The sequence below is a fragment of the Solirubrobacter pauli genome, assembly GCF_003633755.1.
In the GTDB taxonomy this organism is placed as follows: Bacteria; Actinomycetota; Thermoleophilia; order Solirubrobacterales; family Solirubrobacteraceae; genus Solirubrobacter; species Solirubrobacter pauli.
Map to the genome: position 1 here is coordinate 342,448 of NZ_RBIL01000001.1, position 18,380 is coordinate 360,827.

Below are 18,380 nucleotides of genomic sequence, written 5' to 3' on the forward strand. Positions count from 1 at the left end.
CGGCCCCACGGGGCCGCTCGGTCGTTGCCGGCAAAGAAATGTGGGACAGCGTCGGCGTCCGCCTCCTAGCCCTACATGACCGCCACTGATTCCCCGCTCGACGAGGTCCTGCTCGCCGTCGCGCTGCTCGCTCAGCATGGCGAGAAGGCGACCCCGGCCGCCGTCCAGACCATGCTGCCGCTCGGGACCAACTGGATGCACGCGCGACTCGCGCTCATCGAAGCCCAGCTGCTGCACCTGATCGACGAGGACGGCCTGACCGCTGCCGGTCTGTCACGGGTCAACGAGTGCCCCGCGCGCCGGTCCTTGCTCTCTCTGCTGGCCGCTCCTGCCGACGCGGACTTGGAGCTGGTCGCGTGAGCGTTGCCAGCCCCCGCAAGACCGCGAAGAAAAAGGACGGCGCGCAAGGACACGCCGGCGATTTCTTCGGCGTGGAGGCGCTGTTTGAGGACGGGCTGCTCGTCCGCGAAGACGGCGTGTTCGTCCGCTACCTGGAGATCATCCCGCGCAACCCGCTGGTCATGGACGAGCGCGATTGCGAGGAGCTCGCGGCCGGGTTCGGCGCGCTGGTGCGGCAGATCCCGGCGGGCGCGAGCGCGCAGTTCTACGTGGACGCCACGCCGCTGCGCCTGGCTGACGTGCTCGCGCGCTACCGCACGCAGGTCACCAACGCCACCGCGCCGCTTGAGGCGGGCGGGCCCGAGCATCAGCAGCGCGCGGCCGCGCTGCGCGCGCTCGCTGCGGTGCACGCTGAATCGCTGACTCAGCACGCCGACGATCACGCCGCCGTGCAAGTCCGCTACGTCGCTGTTCTGCCGTTTGATCCGGCGCTGGCCAGCCGGCGCCCGGGCGCGATCCAGCTGCGGCCCGCACGGCGCGCCGCGGTGCTCGAGCGCGACGTGGAAGCGCATCAGCGCCTCGCGCGCGAGAGCCAGCGCTACACCGACGGCATCCGTTCGGAGCTGGGCGCGAACGGGCTGCAGGCGCGCGCGCTGGACGGCAGCGAGATCGCCGACCTGCTGTGGCGGCGCGGGGCCCCGCGCGCCGCGCACGCCGACGCGGCCGTCGCGCCGTCCCGGCACGCCACGCAGCTGCTGGCGAGCATCGACACGCAGGCCGACCTTGAGCGCGCCAAGCGCGGCGCTCAGGGCCTGCGCGACGTGCTCGCCCAGGGCGCGATCGACGATCACAGCTCGCATCGCTGGCTGGGGATCGACGGCGACCTCGAGCAGACCGTCTACCTGTCCAACGTGCCCGAGCACACGTTCTTCGGGTGGGTGCTGCACGCGATGCAGTCCCAGCACCCGTGGACGCTGACCGTGCACTTGACCGCGCGCGATCGCCACTCCGAGCGCCAGCGCTACAAGCAGAAGGGACGTCGTCTGCGTGGCGTGATGAACGCCGCCCATGACCTCGAAGACGACCAGCTCGACCAGGCCGGTGAGCTGCGCGCGCTTGGCCAGGAACTCGCCAACCCCGTCAACACCATCTACGACATGTCGGTCTACGCGAGCGTGCGCGAGCACGGCCCGCAGCCCGACACGATCGCGCTGACCGAGTCCGTCGATCAGCTCATGCGCGACGTCTCTGATGCCCTGCAGGGCCGGATGCAGCGCGGCGAGTTCGAGCAACTCGCGCTCTGGCGCTCCACCCTGCCGCTTGGGCTCGACGTCGCCGCCAAGACGCGCCCATACACCACGCGCAACGTCGCCGACAGCCTGCCGCTGCTGGGCACGTCCTGCGGGTCCCCCGGCGGGCTGGTGCTCGGCTACGCCGACCCGGGCCGCACGCTCGAGCACCTGGACCCCTTCGACCCGTTCCACGACAACGGCACGCTGATCATCAACGCCAAGTCCGGCGGCGGCAAGACGTTCCTGGTGTTGCACCTGCTCGTTCAGGCGCTCACGCACGGCGCCCAAGCCGCCGTCATCGACCGCTCGGCCGGCCACTTCAAGTTCCTGTGCTCGCTGATCCCCGGCGCCCAACACGTGCAGATCGGCGGCGACGACGAGCACACCATCAACGCCTGGGACGTCGAGGACATCGCCAACGTTCCCGCCTCAAAGATCAGCTTCCTCGTCCGCTTGCACGCGATGCTGATCGGCGACCACCACGCCGCCCAAGACGCGTTCGGCCTCTCCCCGCTTGAGCGCAGCCAGCTGAGCATCGCCATCCGCGAGGTCTACGACGACGCGGCCCGCACCGGGTACGTGCCGTGCGAGTCCTACCTGCAGGACATGCTCCTGCGCCGCGCCTCCGATGAAGCCAAGGCCGAAGAGGGCTCGGTCGAGATCGCCGCCATCAACCGCTCACTCGCCGAGCGCCTGCACGACTACGTCGGCAACGGCGCCTACGCGACCTTGCTGGACCGCCCCACCACCATCGACGCCGACGACGCGCCGCTGCTGGTCATCGACACGCGCCTGGTTCCCGAGGACGTCAGCCCCGCTGTGCTGTTCGTGATCTCTGAGGGGATCACGCGCCGCGTGGAGGCGCGCCGCGAAGCGCACCTGGCGTCCGGGCGCGCGGGGCACGCGGACGCGGGCATGTTCGACGGGCGCTTCATGCTCGTCCTGGAGGAGCTGTGGAAGCTCGTCGGGCGCCGCGCGACCGGCGAGTGGATCGAGGACCTCGGCCGCCGCGCCCGTCACATCGGCCTGTTCTTGCTCGGCATCAGCCAGCAGCGCGGCGACCTCGCCGGCCCCTACGGCAAGGCGCTGCTCAACAACTCCACGATGCAGGTGTTCCTGCGCACGCCCAAGGACGAGCTCGATCACCTGAAGGAGACGCTCAAGCTCGCCGACACCGAGCTTGACCTGATCTCCGGGCTGCGCACCGAAAAGCGCGCCTACAGCCAGGCGTACGTCATCAACGGCACGCGCGGGCGCGGCGTGGTCTCCATTCGCGTCGGCCAGCGCGCCTACTGGCTGGCCACCAGCGACCCGCTGCGTGACGTGCCGCTGCGCGAGCGCGCCCTCCAGGACGCCGATGGACAGCCCTGGGTCGCGCTCGACTTGCTCTGCGATCACGACTGGCACCGCGCCCTAGCGGACGGCTGATGGCTCACCCGCTCATCGCCTACGGCGCCCAGCAGGTCGCCGGACACGCCGCCAGCCGCGCCCCGAAGCTGCTCGCCGGGACGCTCGCCGGATTGCTGATGCTGTTGCTCGTTCTCGTGCTGGTGGTCCTGCACGTCAACTACGAGCAGCAGCAGGAAGGCATCGGCGACAGCTCCGGGCTGCCCGCGCTCGCGCAGCCGTTCGTGCGCATCTACGAGGACGCCGCCAAGGTCTACGGCGTCAACCCGTTTCTGCTGATGGCCGTCCACGAGGACGAGACCAACTACGGCACAGCCGACCTTCCCGGCGTGAAGACCGGCGTGAACTTCGCGGGCTGCTGCGCGGGCCCGATGCAGTTCCTGATCACCGGCGGCGCGACCGTCGAGCAAGGCGGATCCGGCGGCACGTGGGCCGGGTTCGCGACCGCCTACGAGAAGGCCAAGCTCGACCGGCCCGACAGCTACCCGGGCCGCCAGGAGCGCCACCCGAACATCTACGACAACTACGACGCGATCTACGCGGCCGCCAAGTACTTCGCCGGCCTGGGCGCCGGTACCAACCTCGACAAGCGCACCTACAACGCGCTGCTCTCCTACAAGGGCACGCCGCCCGCGTCGATCCCCTTCGCCACCCACGACTACGAGCGCGCCAAGGCCCTCGAGCAGCTCGCCGCCACCAGCGGCGGCGACCTCGGCGGCACCGGCGGCGCGCTCCCGGACGTCCCCGGCTCCAAAGCGCGCGTGGACCCCCAGACCGGCGAAGCGAACGCGCCCGAAGACGCCCCCGAGGCCGTCAAGCGCATGATCGCCGCGGGCAACCGCATCAACCACATGAGCTACGTCTACGGCGGCGGGCACCCCAACTACCTGACCGCCAACGGACTGGACTGCTCCAGCTCGACGTCGTACGTGCTCCACGCCGGCGGCGTGTTCCCGTCCACCGCCGCGTGGGTCTCCGGGAACTTCATGAACTGGGGCGACTCCGGGCCCGGGCGCTGGGTGACCATCTACGCCCACGGCGGCCACATTTGGACGATCATCGCCGGGATTCGCTTCGACACCAGCCACTACGGCCCGACGATGCCCGCCGGCAGCGGGCCGCGCTGGTCTTCCAACCTCAACCGACCGACCGCGGGCTTCGCGGTCCGACACCCGCCAGGACTATGAAGTCGTCTCTCTCTGTCGCGGCACTCGCGCTGATCGCGGCTGTCGCCACGCTGGTGCTCCCGAAGCTGCGTGACGCGCAGCCTCCCGCGCCCAAGCTCACCGACATCGCCGCGGCGACCCCGACCCCGACCCCGACCGTCGGCGCGGCCGTGACTGCCGAGCCGGTGTTCGTGCGGCCCGGTGAAGTCGCGCCGCCGCCCGGATCGCCGACCCCGGAACCCGAGCGCGCCGAGCACGTCGCCGCCACCCCCGAGCAGGCCGTCCGCGAGTACGTGCAGCTGGCGGGCAACTGGACCTCCTCCACGGTCGTCGCCAACTACCGCAAGCTCGCCACGCGCACCGTCGGTGACGCACGCGTGCACGCGCAGACGATGGTCGCGCGCGTGCCGATCGACAAGACCTACACGACCCGCAAGCCGGTCCTGGAGACCGAGCTTGCCGGTGTGGTCCGCCGAGGCGGCCAGAACGACACGCCCACCTACCTAGCCATCGTGCGCCAGCGGCTCACCATCAAGGGCGCGCCCAAGCCCAGCGAGACCCCGGCCTGGCAGATCGCCACCGCCACGCTCGAGCAAGCCCCGGGCGGCTGGGTGCTCACCGACTGGAAGGACCCCCGATGAGCGCGCTCCCCCGCCTGGGCTCGCGCACCACGCGCGTCACCGCCGAACCCGATCCCGCGCTCGCGTTCGCGGCCGGCGCTGGCCAGCTGGTCACCGTCTGCGGGCTGCACGGCGGCGCGGGCACCACCACGCTCGCCGTGGCGATCGCCACCGCCGCCGCCCAGGCCTCCGGGCCCGGGCGCGTGCTGGCCACCGAGACCGATCCCGCCGGCGGCGAGCTCGCCGCCCGCCACGGCACGGCCAGCGCGCTCACCCTCCACGACCTCGCGCGCGGCCACAACCCGCAGGGCGCGCCCTTCACGACCCTCGAATCCGGCCTACGCCTGTTGGCGGCAGCCCCGGCCGAGCGGACCGCGGCCGCGCCCGACCGGCTCGCGCAGGTCCTCGACGACGCCCGCCCACTGCACGGGCTGATGCTCATCGACGGCGGAACCGTGCGCGAGCCCCACAACACCGCGGCGCTCGCACGCGCGCACACGATCATCTGGACCGTCAGCGCCGACCGCGCCGAGCAGCTGCAGACGATGCTCGCCAGCCCGCTGCTTCGTCGCGGCCGCGCCGCCCGCTGGGTGATCGCCGTCCGGCCCGTCCACGGGCACGCCATCAACCTGCGCCAGCTCAAGACCGCCGCGGCGACCGCGCACGCCGTCGTCAAGCTCCCCGACCACGCCGACTCGGTCGCGCTCGCCAACGCGATCGCGCCCGCCCTCACATGACCGCGCGCGCCTCCACACGCGCCGTCGCGGCCGCCTACGCGGCCCTGTGGGCGCTCACGCTCACCGCCGCGACCATCGCGCTACTCGCCGGCGTCGCGGCCCAGGTCACGCCCGACGGCCAACGCGGCGGCAACGTGAGCGAAACCCTCTCGATCCTCACCACCAACGCCCGCATGGCCGCCGTGACGATCGCCGCCGCGCTGCTGCTGCGCATCGTCCGCGAATGGCGGCTGATCTTCGACCTGGTCCTCGGCGTCCTGTACGCCTTCAACGCCGCCGTCGTCGGGGTCGCCATCGCCGAACACGGCCCCGCGATCCTGCCCTGGCTCGCGCACCTACCCATCGAATGGGCCGCGTTCGCCATCAGCGCCGGCGCGTACCTGCAGGCACGGAACGCTCCCCCCTCCTGGTCGCTTCTCGCGCGCTACGCCGCGCTCGCAGCGGTCACGCTCACGCTCGCCGCCGTTATCGAAAGCTACGCCTTGCCGCTTTAGCCTTGCGCGCGCTGCGCCGTGCGGGAGACCAATGCGGCCTCCCACACGGCGCTTTGCTTGCTACCGGTCCTCGTCCCGTGCTCTGGCCTGTCGCTCGAACACGCGGATCAGAAGGTCAAAGACCTTCCACGCACGCGCGAGCGTCACGGCCAGGACGAGAACAGTCACCGCGCTGGCTAGTGAGGCGACGTCCATTACCGGCCTTTCTGTTCGACTACGCCACACACTCTCCGACGTGCGAGCGAAAACCTCTTCCTCCCTGCGGTCCTAACGTGCGACGTCGGATTCTCACGATGGTCGAATTGGGTGTCTGGACGGTCGGCCCTAGGGCCAAAATTTCGGCGGCGCACCGCAAGTGGTGCCAAGGTGTGCCGCGGCTAGTGAGGCGACGTCCAGAGATGGTTGCGTCGACTGACGCGGAACAGGGTCTGCGGCGACTTGCCGCAGACCCTCTCTGCGACGTCTGACGAACCCCCGCCGCCCCTGCCCTTGATCGGACTCTGCGTCGTGATCAGCGACGTGCTCCAGTCAGGTCCCGGCCCTTAGCGAAAAAAGTTGGGACAGCTCGGCAGCCCGCCTCCTAGGGCTGTGATGGACAACGCCGAGCTCATTTCCAACCCGTGTCCGTGGGAGCCGACCAGCTCCCGCGGGCGGCTGCACGCGGCCGCCGTCGCTGCGCGCGTCCAGTCAGGCGAGCCCAGGGGGCTCGCCGAGCTGTACGCGATCGGCGACGTCACACGCCTCGCGCGTTCGCACCGACTCCCGCTCAGCGGCGACGGCGGCTACGGCTCATGACCTCCTACCGCCACCACAACGGCGAAGGGAACCACGCCCCGATGGGGCGAGCCGTCTCCTGCCTTCGTCCTGAGCATCGGCGCGCGCCGGTTCTCGCGCAAGCCGCTCACTTCGTTCGGGCGACCCGCCATGCGGGTTGCGCGAGCCCCGGTCTAGCGCGCCGGAGTCGGTCTTGTCAGTTCAACGATCGCCCCAACACCGGGGCAGAGAGCAGGTCCAGCAACATGAACATCGCAGCGATCAGCGGCAACCTCACCCGCGACCCGGAGCTTCGCACCACGCCCAGCGGCGTGCCTGTCTGCACCGTGCGCCTCGCCGTCAACGGCATGGGTCGCGGCGGCCGCGAGGAGGCCGGCTACATCAACGTCGTCAGCTTCGGCGCCGGCGCCGAAGCCGCCGCCAAGGTCCTCACCAAGGGCTGGCTCGTCGAGGTCCAGAACGGCCGCCTGGAGTGGCACGAGTGGACCGACAAGCACGACCAGACGCGCGAGTCCTACCAGGTGATCGGTGACATCAAGTTCCTCGCCGCCCCGAAGGAGCGCGAGGACGGCTTCGCGCCCGCGACCGACGTCCCGGCCGAGGCCTCGGACTTCGCCCCCGCCGAGCAGCGCGTGCCGGTCGGCGCGGGCGCCGGCAACACCCCGGCCGCGGACGACGACATCCCGTTCTAGCCCTGGCGACCACCGACGGCGGCTTCGCTCCGTAGCCACGCCACGTGCGTGACCGGGGAGCGGGGCCGCCTTGTCGCGGTGCCCCTCGCTCCCATGACGCTCACCACCAACCCCACCCGCTCGCTCGCCGCCGTCCTGGACGCGCCGCTTGCGCCTCGCACCACCAGCACCGACCCGGTCGTCGCCGTCGAGTTCCCCGCCGGCGACGGCCGCTCCTGCGGCCTGCGCTTTGACCCGCGCACCGCCGAGCTCGCCGCCTACGAGATCGCCTGACCGCCCTCCCCCACGTCAAGGACGACCGATGCCCACCACCAACACCCCCACGATGCGCGGCCGCACGCCGCACCCGGACGCCGCGCTCCACGAGGACGCCCGCGGCCGACTGCTCGACATGCGCGCCTACCGCTTCGACGACCCCAACGTCGGCGCGCTCGAAACCGCCCTGTTTGACCGGCGAATGGCCTTCGAGAACTTCCGGCACCTGTGGCGCCTGACCCCCGAGCAGCGCGTCGCCGCGATGTGGCGCGGCGATCTCACGCTCTCCGAGTGCCTGGCCTGGTCCGCTCGGTTCCCGGACGAGGTCCCGCTGATCGGCAACGAGCTCGCGTACATCGCCATGAACACGCTCGAGTTCCAGGGCGAGGACCACGACTGATGGGCGCGCACGCCAACCGCTGCGCGCGCGTTGCCGAGCTGCGCGCCGCGTACCGGCACCGGCGGCTCACCGTCGACCACGCGCCCGCCACGCGCATCACCCGCCCGATCGAGGGCGCGATCGCCTTCGACACCACGGCGGTCGCCAGCGCCGTCCTGTCCGCGCTCACGCCGCTCGCTGGGCGGCCGGCGTGACCGCCACGATCATGCTTGCCCCCAAGCCCGACATCGCGCTGCACGCCTACCTGGCCATGCTCGGCGGCGACGGCCAAGGCTGGCTGGAAGTGCGCTACCGCACCCGTCGCGGGATGCGGACCCTCTTCTACCCCGCGCGCGGCCGCTCGCGGCAGCTGGCCGCGATGATCCGTCGCGTCAGCGAACACTCCGACGTCTACATCGGGTGCGCCATCCGGGGCGAGCGCGCCGGCGACAAGGACGCCGTCGCGGGCTCCTGGGTCGCCTGGGCCGAGCTGGACACCAAGGACGCGATCAACCGGCTCGCGAGCTTCACGCCCGCGCCCACGATGCTGATCTCGTCCGGCACGCCCGGGCACATGCACGCCTACTGGGCGCTGACCGAGCGCGCCAGCGCAGACGCGATCGAAGACGCCAACAAGCGCCTGGCCTACGCCGTCGGCGGCGACCCCGTCTGCTTTGACAGCACGCGCATCCTGCGCCCGCCCGCGACGCGCAACCACAAGCACACGCCCGCCCTGCCCGTCCAGCTCGAAGAGGCGTGCGCTGCGCGCCGCTACTCGCTGGAGGAGCTGATCGACGGGCTCGAGCTGCCACCTGCCCCCGTCACGCCCGGGATCGGCGGCGAGCGCACGCACGTCGAAGACGACGCGGACCTACTGACCATCTCGCCCGACGTCTACGTGCCCGCGCTGACGGGCGTCTCGGAGATCGGCCGCAGCCGCAAAATCTGCTGCCCGATCCACAAGGAGCGGACACCGTCGCTGCACGTGTACCCGTCGGCCGAGCAGGGCTGGTTTTGCTTCGGCTGCCGCCGCGGCGGCTCGATCTTCGACCTCGCCTCCTACCTGTGGCAGCTCGACACCAAGGGCCCCGAGTTCGTCGAACTGAAGGAGCGCCTTCGGGAGCTGTTCCGGTGAGCGCCGAGGAACGCTGCCGCTGCGGCGGCCCACTCCTGCCCGCCCAGGACGCGGTCGTCCCGGTGCTGCGCTGCGCGGCCTGTGGCCGCGAGCTGCCCGCCACCGCGATCACCGCCGCTGCTCCCGCATGAGCACCGCGGCGTTCACCCTCTTCGACGCCGGCGGGCGCAGCGCGATCTTCTCGCCGTGTCGCACCTGGCGCTACGAGCTGCGGCGCACCTGGCAGCCCGCCAAGCCCGCCGCGATGTTCGTCGGCCTGAACCCGTCCACGGCCGACGAGCTCCACGACGACCGGACCGTCAAGCGCTGCATGACCTACGCGCGCGACTGGGGCTACGGCGGACTGATCATGACCAACCTCTTCGGCTACCGCGCGACCGACCCGCGCGTCATGAAGGCCTACCCGCACCCGATCGGACCTGAGAACGACGCGCACCTGCAGTTCCTGGCCGCCGAAGCCGGAATCGTCATCGCCGCCTGGGGCAACCACGGCACGCACCGCGGCCGCGCCCGCGAAGTGCTCGCAGCCGGACTGCTCGGCGACTTCCGCGTGCTCGCGCTCACCGCCAACGACCAGCCCAACCACCCGCTCTACCTCGACGGCGACCTAGCCCCGATCACCATCGAAGAAGCCAGGCAGCGCCGTGACGCCGCCTGATCCCCGCCATCCACGCGCGCATCGCGCGCTGACGGCGCTCTACACGCCCGTGCTGCGCTGGCGCTTGCGGCGCCGGCGTGGCAGCGCACGCCTCGAGCCGATCGCTCGCGCCTTGCTCGCCTACAGCACCCACGGACGGCGATGAACGAGCCCGTCGTGATCACCACGGCGCGCGTGACCGAGCCCAAAGCGGTCTGCGCGTGCGAGCACCACCTGAGCAAGCACAAGGTCCGCCGCGGCACCGACCGGCGCTACGTCGTCCCTTGCAACGTCAAGGGGTGCGCGTGCGTGGAGTACCGCGACCGACGAGCTCCAGCGCCATGATCGACCCCCGCCCGCTCACGCGGCTGATGATCGCCGTCGGCCGCCAACGCCATGCCGCTCAACGAGTGGGCCAGCACGCGGCCGCCGTCTGGATGCACCCGGACACGCTCGAGGCGATGGATCGCCTCCGCGAGGCGTGCTACCCCGGCCGCACCGTCGACGACGTCTTCTCGCTGCGCTTTGAGGAACGCGACGACGTCGCGCCGGGGAGTTTCCGGCTCGCGCTCACCAGCACGCCCGCGCCGGCTCGCGCTCCTTCGGCCCCGGATGGCGGCCCTCCAGAGGGGCCCGTGACCGCCACCTTGACCGAACGAGCCCTATGAGCCGTCCCGCCAGCATCGAGCTTGCGCCCAACCCGTTCGCCGCGATCGACGTCGTCTACGCCGGGATCGGCTCGCGCACGACCCCGCCGAGCATCCTGCGCGTCATGCGCCAGTTCGCGACCGAGGCCGCACGCCTGGGCTGGACGCTACGCAGCGGAGGCGCGGGCGGCGCCGACGAGACCTTCGAGGACGCCGCCACCGACGCCGGCGGCTCGGTCGAGTGCTTTCATCCCTGGCCCGGATTTCGCGCGCACGAGCGCGCGCGTCAGATTCGGCCCACGCTCGAGCGGCCCACCGCGGCCGCGCTCGCCGTCGCCGCCGACGCGCATCCGGCCTGGTCGCGTTTGAGCCGTGGCGCTCGCGCGCTGCACGCCCGCAACGCGCACCAGATCCTGGGCGCCGATCTGCACACGCCCTCAGACGTGATCGTCTGCTGGACCCCGGACGGCAGCCTCGACGGGTCAAGCCGCGAGTCCGGCGGAACCGGGCAGGCGCTGCGGATCGCCGCCCGACACGGCGTGCCCGTCCTCAACCTCGCGCGTCCCGAGCACCGCCGGATGATCGAGACCATTCTCCCGGTCGCCGCCTGACGGCCGAGACTCATGACGCCCGGGCGCCAAAACCGGGTAAGAGCAGGCAAGACCCTCTCTCCCCCTTCCGGCGAATCCAAGGAGGACCCGATGGCGCTCCGTCGCAAGAAGAAGCAGACCATGTCCGGCCGTTTCAAGTCGGCCATCACCGGCCGGTTCCTGAGCCACGCCTCAGCCGCCCGCTGGCCGAAGACCTCCTACCGGCTCAACCGCCGCTAGGAACGCCCACCGAGACGCTGACCCCGATGGCCGCGAAAGCGGCCATCGGCGCGTCTAGGCCCAGCGTCCGCCCGTCGACCTAGCGTCACAGGCATGGCCGCGAGCCGCTACCGCATCGACGCGCCGGCGATCGCCGCCGCCGCCCTCCGACGCGCCACGCCGCCCAACAGCCCGCCCGGGCTCGCGCTCGTCCTGCCCACCAGCCCCGTCGGGCTGCGTCGGGCAGTCCAAACCCTCACCGACTACGCCAGCAGCGAGCTGCACAGCACGCCCGGCGTGGAGCGCTGCTACGACGGCAACGGCTACCACGCCCAGGCCCCGAACCCGAGCGCCGAAGCGTGGCTCTGGGCCATCGAAGCCTGGGACGAGAAGCCGCGCGCCATCGGCGTCTGCGTGATGCTCGAGCACGCCCCCAGCACGTGGGCACTGACCTGGGCGTGGATGCACCCCTTCGAGCGCCGCCGCGGCCATCTCACGAAGGCCTGGCCGTACCTGCAAAGCCGCTACGGCGCCTTCACCGTCGACCAGCCCTCGGCAGCGATGCAAGCCTTCCTCGCCGGCCGTTGAAGCGGCCCGGGCCGTCCGTGTGGGCGGTTAGGGTCACAGGCGTGCACATGACCGGTGATCAGATCGCGGTCGCGATCACGCTCAACGGCCATCCCGTCCCGAGCGTCACGCGCGTGGCGTCCGTCAACGCGCACGTGCTCGTCATCACCACGACGATCCCCAGCCCGCAAGCGCCGGTCACGCTCACATCCACCTACGTCGGCGCGCGCGAAAACGACACGCACGCCACCCACCTACTCGAAGGGCCCGAGCACCCGCACGGCCAACTCGAAACGCACGTGCACCTGCCTGAGCAAATGCCCGTCGCCGCCGACGAGCGCCGCGGCTGCCTCTACGACCACCTGCAGCTGCTGCTCCGCGCGCTCAACCGCCTCGACTGCGACCCCACGATCGACGTCGGCGACGACGCGATCGACGCCGTCGACCAGTAGCCCTACCGAGCTGCGGAAGCTCGAGCAGATGCCCAAGCTCGACAACACTTCTCCGAGACCGAGGCGCTGTTGTTCGACAAGAACTTCGGGATGACGCAGTACGTGCACTGGATCCAGCAACGCGGCCTCAAACATGGTCCAGTACAACGCCGCCTCCTACGCGCACCTCGGCATCCAGTTCGACATGACCTACCTGGACTTCGCTCTTACCGGGCCCCTTTTGGCTCTGGCGCGTGCTTTCTGCTCCACACAGTTTCGCGAGCGGTCCGCATCGCAGGACTTCACGAGTCCGCGCAAGCAGATCAAGGAATTCGCTCTACGGCTGTGATCGCCTTGTCGCGCTGTGTGCACAGCACGTCACGACATCGCAAAAAGTCTGTGCCAAAAGTGTCTTTTTGCGCCGATCCTGCCGGACCCGCGACTAGTGTCTGGTCACGAAAGCAGAAAGGCCCGCGGACACGGGCCTCTCTTGACTAGCCACCCCGACGGTTGAGGAAGGAGGAACTAGATGTGGACAGCGTAACGCTCTCCGAGGCGTTGAACCTCGCAGTCGCATTCTTCGGCATCGGCCTGGCGATGGGCCACATGCTCGCCAGCCGCACCCGCTAACCGCTCGGCCCCGCTTCGGCGGGGCCGACAGCGCCGGACCCGCCCGAGCGAGCCGTCCCCGCCCAGGTTTGCACGCAAGCGTGCGGGGCTTGGGGTCTAGGCCCGCATCGGGTGGGCCCGGTGCGCATCGAGGTGATGCCTGATGTTCTTGCGACTGGTCGAGTTCGAGATCGCCGCCGACACCCCGGCCGAGGCGGAAGCCGCGTGGGAGGACGACGGGCCCGAGTGCGCTGATCGCGTCACCGCGGCGCACGTGTTCGAGGACTTCGGGCCCACCGTCAACGGCTATGACCCGCTGTGGCTGATCGCGATTAACCGCGTGCTCGAGGAGCGCGGCAGCGACGTGCGCGTTGCCGACCTCGACGAGTCCCTGTGGACGCGGTTCCTCGGCCCGCTGATCGACACCCTTGAGGACGGCTACGCCGTCGAGCGCGAGGTCCCGAACGAGGCAGGCGCATGACCGGCGTGGTCGCCGTCAAGTCCCCTCTCCTGGTCGCTGTGCAGCTGGACGGGCCTCGGCTGCTCTCGCCCGCCGGCGACGTGCTCGCCGTCCTGGGCGACGATCAGCAGTGGCGCACCCGGGACGGCGCGATCGCCACCGAGCTCGTGCTCGCGCTGGACCCAGCTCCCGTGCGTGCGCACGTGGACCCGGACGCGCAGAAGCGCGCCGACGCCGTTTGGATCCTCACGGCCCTGCAGGACTTGCGCGTGCTGTGCGAGCAGCAGGAGGAGTTCACCGCCGACGACGTCTGGGCCGCGCTACGGATGCCGCCGCGCGAGAGCCGCATGATCGGCGCGCTGATGGCCGCCGGACGACGGCACGGCCTCGTCGAGGCCACCGATCGCCACAAGCCGTCCGAGCGCGACGTCAACAACCGACGGCCTGTGCTCGTCTGGCGCTCGCTGCTCGCCGGCCAACAACGCCTCGGCGCTTAGCCGCGCAGCTCGAGGCACGACCACACCACTGCTTGTCGCCCACCGCGGCGACCGGCCCGCGCCCCGCCCAGGTTTGCACACGTCCGTGTGCTCGGTCAGGGGCTTCACCGGGCCCGCCGCCGAGCGGGCAGCCACACCGAACTTCAAGGAGTCACGCCGAGCCGTGCCATCCACCTTCGCGATCGACGTCAGAACCCCTGACGCCTCAGACCCTGCGGTCAGCTGGACCGTTTGCCATACGCTCGCCGACGTCGAGACCGCTCTGCGGCGGCTCGCGCCCGCGCTTCCCGCCGGCGACCGCAACGTGCTCGTCTCCGAGCTTGCGCTGCTGGGTTCCTTCAGCGTCCGCTGCGACTACGGCCAGATCGCGGTCCGCCGCGAGGCGTTCAACGTCGGCCAGTCGGTCTGCGACCGCGAGCACAGCGCTCCCGGCGTGGTCGCCGGGTTCGACGCCGACGGCACCACACGCGTCGCGTGGACCACCAGCGGCGCGCCGCTCTCGCACGAACCGCGCAGCCTCACGCGCTCCGCTCAGCCTGCCGCGCCGGCCCTTCAGGACCGCGCCAAGCTCCTCCCGTTCTGGGTGCGGACGCGATGAGCAGCCACACGTCCGCGTGGGACGAGCTGCCCGCCGAGATCGTCGAAGTGATCCTCGCCGCCTCAGACCTTGCCGACTGCACGCGCGGCGAAGTCGGCTACGACGATCCGGCTGCGGCCTGCAAGCGATTGGATGCGGCGCTGACCGCCTTCGGCAACGATCGGCTCGCGAAGCTTCAAGCCGCGCCACCTCCTGCCGTTCCGGCGCGCTCGCCACGCCAGCGCGTCCCGGCCAGCGTGCAGCCCTTGGTCGCCATCACCGGCTACCAGCTGCGCCAGCTGGCCGCGCACTACGCGCCGCTGCTTGGCGACGAGGACCACGTCTGGATGCACCCGGCCGAAGGCTCGGCCGAGGACGAGGTCTACGACATCACCACCGGCGGGCTGCGCATCCACGAACAGCCGATGGACACCGCCAAAGCCACCTTCCCCGCCTACCCGGAGCACCGGCGATGAGCTCGCCCACGCTGGCGCAACGCGCCGCCACGCGCGCCCTGGCCGCCGAGTTCGGCCCCGCTCTGATCTGGTCGCTCGAGCACAACGACGCCGGCACCCAGCTCATCTGGACCGACACCACGCCGACGCTCGCGATGCTCGTCGACCTCGACGGCGCGATCAGCAGCCCGCTCGGCGGCGACCCCGAACGCTGGAACCGCGAAGCGGACCACTTTGATCGCGCCCGCGTCACCAACGCGGCGCGACGGACCCTCGAAGCCGTCGAACGCGCCGTGCCCGTCACGTACATCTGAGCGGACGCTTCGCGCCTCGAGCCCTCCCGGGCTCGACCACTGCCGAACGTCTGCCCCGGCTACCGCCGCAAGGCCTGGCCCGCCCAGGTTTGCACGCACGCGTGCTGAGGGCTTGGGCATCAGTCCCCGCAGCGGGTGGGGCCTCCGACTCTTCAAGGGAACCAACTGCATGTTTCTCGTGCCTGTCTTGCTGAAGATCGACGCGGTCAGTGCGCTCGCCGCCGAGCAGACCGCTCACGCCATCACGGTCGACCACCTGGTCACGGTCGGCGGTGCCCGCCAGATGGACGAGCGGCGCGCTGCGCGAACCACGTTCGACCTGGTCGTGCTGGCCGACAACGTCGAGCTGCCGGCCGAAAACCTCTGATGAAGCTCGCGCCGTTCACCTGGCGAGTCGGCGTGGACAACTGCTTCGGCTACGTGATCGCAGCCGACGGCTCCAGCCGCGAGCTGGTCGAGACGCACCTGTTCCACGCCAACTACGGCGTGGTGGTCCGCCTCACGGACGGCGCTCGCCTGCGCGTGCCCGTCGATCGCGGCTGGCTCTTTGAGCAGCTGACCGCAGAATCGGCGTGCGCGATCGCGGGCATCCCCGCCCCCGAGGTGGACGGCGCGGCCGAGCTTGAGCGGCGCATCGACCCGTTCCACGTCGAACGGCACCGCAGCGCCCTGTGGTGCGCGCTGATCGAGCTGATCCGCTCGCGCTCCCTGCCCTGCGGGTACAGCTTGCGCGCCCAGCTGGATGGGCGCTGGGACGGCCACTACCGGGCCGCCAGCGACGAGGACCCCGAGGCGTTCGCCGCCGCGGTCAACGAACGCGTCAGCAACACGCCCGAGCTTGACCCGATCACGGCGTGCCTGCGCGAGCTGGCCGCCGACGCCGGCGGCCGCGACCGCGCCGCGGCCGCGCAGCTGCTGCGCACCGGCTGGACCGACGCGCTGCGCGCACTGCCCGACACGCTCGAGGCGGCCGCGGCCGCACTCGCGCGCCACACGCCGCTGACGACTCCCGTCAGCGACCACACCACCGACGACGCCGCGCCGCAACTGGCGCTGCTCTGACACCCCTCAACCACGAAAGGACTCCTGGTCTCGTGCTCACTCCCGGCGGCGCCCTGAGCGTCTTCGACCCCGCACGTGTTCCGAGCGGACGCGGCGAATCCATGCACCTGTTCAGCGGCGCCGGCGGTGACCTGCAGGCCTCCGAGATGGCCGGTCTGCGCCCTCGCTTTGCGGCCAACCACTGGACCCGCGCGATCGACACCAGCTCACGCAACTTCAACGACGTCGACCACGCCATCGGCGACCTATCGGTCATCGACTCCAAGCGGTTCCCGCGTGGGTTCGCGAACATCCTGTTCGCCTCGCCCGAGTGCGACGGGCACAGCTCGGCGCGCAACTACCGCGAGGCGCTCAGCGAGCTCGGCCCCTACTACGGGCCCGGGCACAAGAAGAACGGCATCGAGCGCTCGCGCTGCACGATGTGGTGCCCGCAGCGCTGGGCCGACTACCACCGCTTCGACTTCGTCGTCATGGAGAACGTCGTCGACGTCGTCCGCTGGGGCGCGTTCGAGTCGTGGGTCGCCGAGTGGAAAAAGCTCGGTTACAACCTCAAAGCGGTCTTCGCCAACTCGGCGTTCTTCGGCGCTCCGCAGTCGCGCGACCGCGTCTACTTCGTCGCCTATCGGCACGGCATCCCCGAGCCCGATCTCGACTTTCGGCCGCTCGCCTACTGCTGGCGCTGCGAGCAGTCCGTGCACGCCGTGCAGACCTGGAAGCCGGTGGCGCTCAAGAAGGCCGGTCCCGTCGGCCCGTCCGGCAAGTACGGGCCGCGCAACCAGTACCTCTACACGTGCCCCAACGGCGGGTGCGGGCAGGTCTGCTCGCCGTACATCACCCCGGCGTGGACCGCGATCGACTGGACGCTCCCGGCCGTCGCGCTGCGCGAGCGCGAAGCCGCCGGCCTGGCGCCGCTGCAGCCCAACACCGTCGCGCGGATCGCGCGCGGGCTGCACAAGTTCGGCTACACCGTCACCGGCCCGATGGGGCAGCTGATCCCGCTCGACCGGCTCGGCTACGACAAGAACACGCGGCCGGTCTGGCTGCCCGCCAGCACGATGACCGGCCGCCAAGACGTCGGCCTGATGGTCCCTCCCGGCTTTCAGCTCGCGGTGCGCGGCACCAACCAGGCGCGCGCGTTCGCCGAGCCGTTCGACACGGTCGCCGCCAGCGGCAACCACCTGGGCGTCGTGCAGCCCGAGATGCTGCTGCAGGTCGGTGGCAACACGTTCGAGCGCGAGGGCTACACGCGCGCCTGGCACCTGGACCACCCGGCCCCGGCCGTGACCGCCGACCCCGTGCATGGCGTCGTCGGACGCCCGCTGCTCGAAGGCGAAGGGTTCGCCGTGGCCAACTACGGCGGCGCGACCGAAGGGCACGTGCGCGACACCACGCTCGAGCCGCTCGGCACGCTCACCGCCGGCGGCTCGATCGGCCTCACCCAGCAGGCGATCATGCGCGTCCCGCGCGACGCCGTGCTCTCCAGCTACTACGGCACCGGCGCGGTCAACCGGCACATCTCAGAGCCCGCCGGGACGCTCACCGGCATCGACCGCCACGGGCTCGTCGAGCCCCCGGCCGGGTTCCTCGCCCGCTCAGGCGGCACCCGACAAAGCGACGTCGTCGACACCCGCATCGACCCGACGCCCACACGCGTGCCGACCGAAAACTACGGCGTCGTCCGCCCTGCCGTGAACGTCCAGGACTGCACGTTCCGGATGCTCGCCCCCTCCGAGTGCCAGAGCGTGATGGGGCTCAACTACCGCTACCGCCGCCACGCGGGCGGCATCACGCGCGAGGCGTACGAGTTCACCGGCACCAACCGCGACCAAGTGCGCCTCTCGGGGAACGGGATCACCCCGACCGTCGAGGCGTGGATCGCGGATCGCGCGCTGACGGCGACCGGCGTCTAGGAGCGCCACCACCGCGGCGGACTGGGGCCGCCGCGACGACTCAAGACGAGGTCCGCCCGGATGACGGACCTGACCCCGCCTGATTTTGCACGCTGCGCGTGCGTGGGGCTGGGGC

At 71.1% G+C, this 18,380-nt stretch carries 29 protein-coding genes; all 29 read left to right on the forward strand.

The features are described 5' to 3' along the window. The first annotated feature begins 75 nt into the window (after nucleotides 1-75). Nucleotides 76-360 (forward strand): hypothetical protein, encoded by a 285-nt coding sequence (locus C8N24_RS01490; protein ID WP_121247211.1) that lies wholly within the window; start codon nucleotides 76-78, stop codon nucleotides 358-360. Continuing rightward, nucleotides 357-3,059 carry a VirB4 family type IV secretion system protein gene (locus tag C8N24_RS01495; protein ID WP_147447559.1) on the forward strand — a complete coding sequence of 901 codons (2,703 nt, stop codon included), beginning with the start codon at nucleotides 357-359 and terminating at the stop codon, nucleotides 3,057-3,059. The genes C8N24_RS01490 and C8N24_RS01495 overlap by 4 nt, the downstream gene beginning before the upstream one ends. Continuing rightward, on the forward strand, nucleotides 3,059-4,225 hold the full coding sequence (locus C8N24_RS01500) for a lysozyme family protein (protein WP_121247217.1): 1,167 nt from the start codon (nucleotides 3,059-3,061) through the stop codon (nucleotides 4,223-4,225). The genes C8N24_RS01495 and C8N24_RS01500 overlap by 1 nt, the downstream gene beginning before the upstream one ends. Next, entirely contained in the window at nucleotides 4,222-4,845 is a 624-nt protein-coding gene (locus C8N24_RS01505) for a hypothetical protein (RefSeq protein ID WP_121247220.1), read from the forward strand. Before C8N24_RS01500 ends, C8N24_RS01505 begins: the two co-directional genes overlap by 4 nt. After that, complete coding sequence (locus C8N24_RS01510) at nucleotides 4,842-5,561, forward strand: hypothetical protein (protein ID WP_121247223.1); 720 nt, start codon at nucleotides 4,842-4,844, stop codon at nucleotides 5,559-5,561. Before C8N24_RS01505 ends, C8N24_RS01510 begins: the two co-directional genes overlap by 4 nt. Next, nucleotides 5,558-6,055, forward strand: coding sequence for a hypothetical protein (locus C8N24_RS01515; RefSeq protein WP_121247226.1), 498 nt, complete (start codon nucleotides 5,558-5,560; stop codon nucleotides 6,053-6,055). Before C8N24_RS01510 ends, C8N24_RS01515 begins: the two co-directional genes overlap by 4 nt. Nucleotides 6,056-6,646: 591 nt before the next feature. After that, nucleotides 6,647-6,850 carry a hypothetical protein gene (locus C8N24_RS01520; protein WP_121247229.1) on the forward strand — a complete coding sequence of 68 codons (204 nt, stop codon included), beginning with the start codon at nucleotides 6,647-6,649 and terminating at the stop codon, nucleotides 6,848-6,850. A gap of 224 nt (nucleotides 6,851-7,074) precedes the next feature. Next, on the forward strand, nucleotides 7,075-7,521 hold the full coding sequence (locus tag C8N24_RS01525) for a single-stranded DNA-binding protein (RefSeq protein ID WP_170178769.1): 447 nt from the start codon (nucleotides 7,075-7,077) through the stop codon (nucleotides 7,519-7,521). A gap of 93 nt (nucleotides 7,522-7,614) precedes the next feature. Beyond that, the gene (locus tag C8N24_RS01530) at nucleotides 7,615-7,794 is read left to right on the forward strand and encodes a hypothetical protein (RefSeq protein WP_121247235.1); all 180 of its coding nucleotides are present in this window, start codon (nucleotides 7,615-7,617) and stop codon (nucleotides 7,792-7,794) included. Between the two features lie 28 nt (nucleotides 7,795-7,822). Further along, entirely contained in the window at nucleotides 7,823-8,176 is a 354-nt protein-coding gene (locus tag C8N24_RS01535; protein WP_121247238.1) for a hypothetical protein, read from the forward strand. Then, nucleotides 8,176-8,370: a hypothetical protein gene (locus tag C8N24_RS01540; protein WP_121247241.1), complete on the forward strand. Its 195-nt coding sequence runs from the start codon at nucleotides 8,176-8,178 to the stop codon at nucleotides 8,368-8,370. The genes C8N24_RS01535 and C8N24_RS01540 overlap by 1 nt, the downstream gene beginning before the upstream one ends. After that, nucleotides 8,367-9,290 (forward strand): CHC2 zinc finger domain-containing protein, encoded by a 924-nt coding sequence (locus tag C8N24_RS01545; protein ID WP_121247245.1) that lies wholly within the window; start codon nucleotides 8,367-8,369, stop codon nucleotides 9,288-9,290. Before C8N24_RS01540 ends, C8N24_RS01545 begins: the two co-directional genes overlap by 4 nt. After that, complete coding sequence (locus C8N24_RS35275; protein ID WP_281272606.1) at nucleotides 9,287-9,421, forward strand: hypothetical protein; 135 nt, start codon at nucleotides 9,287-9,289, stop codon at nucleotides 9,419-9,421. Before C8N24_RS01545 ends, C8N24_RS35275 begins: the two co-directional genes overlap by 4 nt. Next, a complete protein-coding gene (locus C8N24_RS01550) occupies nucleotides 9,418-9,948 on the forward strand; it encodes a DUF1643 domain-containing protein (RefSeq protein WP_121247248.1) in 531 nt (176 codons plus the stop codon). Before C8N24_RS35275 ends, C8N24_RS01550 begins: the two co-directional genes overlap by 4 nt. Before the next feature lie 141 nt (nucleotides 9,949-10,089). After that, nucleotides 10,090-10,272, forward strand: coding sequence for an FAM221A/B family protein (locus C8N24_RS01555; protein ID WP_121247251.1), 183 nt, complete (start codon nucleotides 10,090-10,092; stop codon nucleotides 10,270-10,272). Beyond that, nucleotides 10,269-10,595, forward strand: a complete 327-nt coding sequence (locus tag C8N24_RS01560) for a hypothetical protein (RefSeq protein WP_121247254.1) — start codon at nucleotides 10,269-10,271, stop codon at nucleotides 10,593-10,595. Before C8N24_RS01555 ends, C8N24_RS01560 begins: the two co-directional genes overlap by 4 nt. Beyond that, a complete protein-coding gene (locus C8N24_RS01565; protein WP_121247257.1) occupies nucleotides 10,592-11,185 on the forward strand; it encodes an LOG family protein in 594 nt (197 codons plus the stop codon). Before C8N24_RS01560 ends, C8N24_RS01565 begins: the two co-directional genes overlap by 4 nt. Nucleotides 11,186-11,275: 90 nt before the next feature. Continuing rightward, nucleotides 11,276-11,404, forward strand: coding sequence for a hypothetical protein (locus C8N24_RS35280; RefSeq protein ID WP_281272607.1), 129 nt, complete (start codon nucleotides 11,276-11,278; stop codon nucleotides 11,402-11,404). Between the two features lie 93 nt (nucleotides 11,405-11,497). After that, the gene (locus C8N24_RS01570; protein WP_121247260.1) at nucleotides 11,498-11,971 is read left to right on the forward strand and encodes a hypothetical protein; all 474 of its coding nucleotides are present in this window, start codon (nucleotides 11,498-11,500) and stop codon (nucleotides 11,969-11,971) included. A gap of 47 nt (nucleotides 11,972-12,018) precedes the next feature. Then, nucleotides 12,019-12,402 (forward strand): hypothetical protein, encoded by a 384-nt coding sequence (locus tag C8N24_RS01575; RefSeq protein ID WP_121247263.1) that lies wholly within the window; start codon nucleotides 12,019-12,021, stop codon nucleotides 12,400-12,402. 133 nt (nucleotides 12,403-12,535) lie between these two features. Then, the gene (locus C8N24_RS01580; RefSeq protein WP_121247266.1) at nucleotides 12,536-12,730 is read left to right on the forward strand and encodes a hypothetical protein; all 195 of its coding nucleotides are present in this window, start codon (nucleotides 12,536-12,538) and stop codon (nucleotides 12,728-12,730) included. Nucleotides 12,731-13,153: 423 nt separating this feature from the next. Next, nucleotides 13,154-13,471: a hypothetical protein gene (locus C8N24_RS01585; RefSeq protein ID WP_121247269.1), complete on the forward strand. Its 318-nt coding sequence runs from the start codon at nucleotides 13,154-13,156 to the stop codon at nucleotides 13,469-13,471. Beyond that, entirely contained in the window at nucleotides 13,468-13,947 is a 480-nt protein-coding gene (locus C8N24_RS01590; protein WP_121247272.1) for a hypothetical protein, read from the forward strand. Before C8N24_RS01585 ends, C8N24_RS01590 begins: the two co-directional genes overlap by 4 nt. A gap of 163 nt (nucleotides 13,948-14,110) precedes the next feature. Continuing rightward, nucleotides 14,111-14,545, forward strand: a complete 435-nt coding sequence (locus C8N24_RS01595) for a hypothetical protein (RefSeq protein WP_121247275.1) — start codon at nucleotides 14,111-14,113, stop codon at nucleotides 14,543-14,545. Further along, the gene (locus C8N24_RS01600) at nucleotides 14,542-15,000 is read left to right on the forward strand and encodes a hypothetical protein (RefSeq protein ID WP_121247278.1); all 459 of its coding nucleotides are present in this window, start codon (nucleotides 14,542-14,544) and stop codon (nucleotides 14,998-15,000) included. The genes C8N24_RS01595 and C8N24_RS01600 overlap by 4 nt, the downstream gene beginning before the upstream one ends. Continuing rightward, the gene (locus C8N24_RS01605; RefSeq protein ID WP_121247281.1) at nucleotides 14,997-15,293 is read left to right on the forward strand and encodes a hypothetical protein; all 297 of its coding nucleotides are present in this window, start codon (nucleotides 14,997-14,999) and stop codon (nucleotides 15,291-15,293) included. The genes C8N24_RS01600 and C8N24_RS01605 overlap by 4 nt, the downstream gene beginning before the upstream one ends. A 178-nt stretch (nucleotides 15,294-15,471) precedes the next feature. Continuing rightward, entirely contained in the window at nucleotides 15,472-15,660 is a 189-nt protein-coding gene (locus tag C8N24_RS01610; RefSeq protein ID WP_147447560.1) for a hypothetical protein, read from the forward strand. After that, nucleotides 15,660-16,355: a hypothetical protein gene (locus C8N24_RS01615; RefSeq protein ID WP_121247286.1), complete on the forward strand. Its 696-nt coding sequence runs from the start codon at nucleotides 15,660-15,662 to the stop codon at nucleotides 16,353-16,355. The genes C8N24_RS01610 and C8N24_RS01615 overlap by 1 nt, the downstream gene beginning before the upstream one ends. Nucleotides 16,356-16,456: 101 nt before the next feature. Further along, complete coding sequence (locus tag C8N24_RS01620; RefSeq protein ID WP_121247289.1) at nucleotides 16,457-18,265, forward strand: DNA cytosine methyltransferase; 1,809 nt, start codon at nucleotides 16,457-16,459, stop codon at nucleotides 18,263-18,265. The last annotated feature ends 115 nt before the right edge of the window (nucleotides 18,266-18,380 follow it).

Bases quoted from the DNA above. Each gene is read 5' to 3' on its own strand.
- C8N24_RS01615 (WP_121247286.1), top strand. From the start codon at position 15,660: ATGAAGCTCGCGCCGTTCACCTGGCGAGTCGGCGTGGACAACTGCTTC.
- C8N24_RS01590 (WP_121247272.1), top strand. From the start codon at position 13,468: ATGACCGGCGTGGTCGCCGTCAAGTCCCCTCTCCTGGTCGCTGTGCAG.
- C8N24_RS01500 (WP_121247217.1), top strand. From the start codon at position 3,059: ATGGCTCACCCGCTCATCGCCTACGGCGCCCAGCAGGTCGCCGGACAC.
- C8N24_RS01560 (WP_121247254.1), top strand. From the start codon at position 10,269: ATGATCGACCCCCGCCCGCTCACGCGGCTGATGATCGCCGTCGGCCGC.
- C8N24_RS01510 (WP_121247223.1), top strand. From the start codon at position 4,842: ATGAGCGCGCTCCCCCGCCTGGGCTCGCGCACCACGCGCGTCACCGCC.
- C8N24_RS01600 (WP_121247278.1), top strand. From the start codon at position 14,542: ATGAGCAGCCACACGTCCGCGTGGGACGAGCTGCCCGCCGAGATCGTC.
- C8N24_RS01620 (WP_121247289.1), top strand. From the start codon at position 16,457: ATGCACCTGTTCAGCGGCGCCGGCGGTGACCTGCAGGCCTCCGAGATG.
- C8N24_RS01525 (WP_170178769.1), top strand. From the start codon at position 7,075: ATGAACATCGCAGCGATCAGCGGCAACCTCACCCGCGACCCGGAGCTT.
- C8N24_RS01580 (WP_121247266.1), top strand. From the start codon at position 12,536: ATGGTCCAGTACAACGCCGCCTCCTACGCGCACCTCGGCATCCAGTTC.
- C8N24_RS01570 (WP_121247260.1), top strand. From the start codon at position 11,498: ATGGCCGCGAGCCGCTACCGCATCGACGCGCCGGCGATCGCCGCCGCC.
- C8N24_RS01530 (WP_121247235.1), top strand. From the start codon at position 7,615: ATGACGCTCACCACCAACCCCACCCGCTCGCTCGCCGCCGTCCTGGAC.
- C8N24_RS01575 (WP_121247263.1), top strand. From the start codon at position 12,019: ATGACCGGTGATCAGATCGCGGTCGCGATCACGCTCAACGGCCATCCC.
- C8N24_RS01505 (WP_121247220.1), top strand. From the start codon at position 4,222: ATGAAGTCGTCTCTCTCTGTCGCGGCACTCGCGCTGATCGCGGCTGTC.
- C8N24_RS01515 (WP_121247226.1), top strand. From the start codon at position 5,558: ATGACCGCGCGCGCCTCCACACGCGCCGTCGCGGCCGCCTACGCGGCC.
- C8N24_RS01540 (WP_121247241.1), top strand. From the start codon at position 8,176: ATGGGCGCGCACGCCAACCGCTGCGCGCGCGTTGCCGAGCTGCGCGCC.
- C8N24_RS01605 (WP_121247281.1), top strand. From the start codon at position 14,997: ATGAGCTCGCCCACGCTGGCGCAACGCGCCGCCACGCGCGCCCTGGCC.
- C8N24_RS01535 (WP_121247238.1), top strand. From the start codon at position 7,823: ATGCCCACCACCAACACCCCCACGATGCGCGGCCGCACGCCGCACCCG.
- C8N24_RS01585 (WP_121247269.1), top strand. From the start codon at position 13,154: ATGTTCTTGCGACTGGTCGAGTTCGAGATCGCCGCCGACACCCCGGCC.
- C8N24_RS01550 (WP_121247248.1), top strand. From the start codon at position 9,418: ATGAGCACCGCGGCGTTCACCCTCTTCGACGCCGGCGGGCGCAGCGCG.
- C8N24_RS01565 (WP_121247257.1), top strand. From the start codon at position 10,592: ATGAGCCGTCCCGCCAGCATCGAGCTTGCGCCCAACCCGTTCGCCGCG.
- C8N24_RS01490 (WP_121247211.1), top strand. From the start codon at position 76: ATGACCGCCACTGATTCCCCGCTCGACGAGGTCCTGCTCGCCGTCGCG.
- C8N24_RS01520 (WP_121247229.1), top strand. From the start codon at position 6,647: ATGGACAACGCCGAGCTCATTTCCAACCCGTGTCCGTGGGAGCCGACC.
- C8N24_RS35280 (WP_281272607.1), top strand. From the start codon at position 11,276: ATGGCGCTCCGTCGCAAGAAGAAGCAGACCATGTCCGGCCGTTTCAAG.
- C8N24_RS01555 (WP_121247251.1), top strand. From the start codon at position 10,090: ATGAACGAGCCCGTCGTGATCACCACGGCGCGCGTGACCGAGCCCAAA.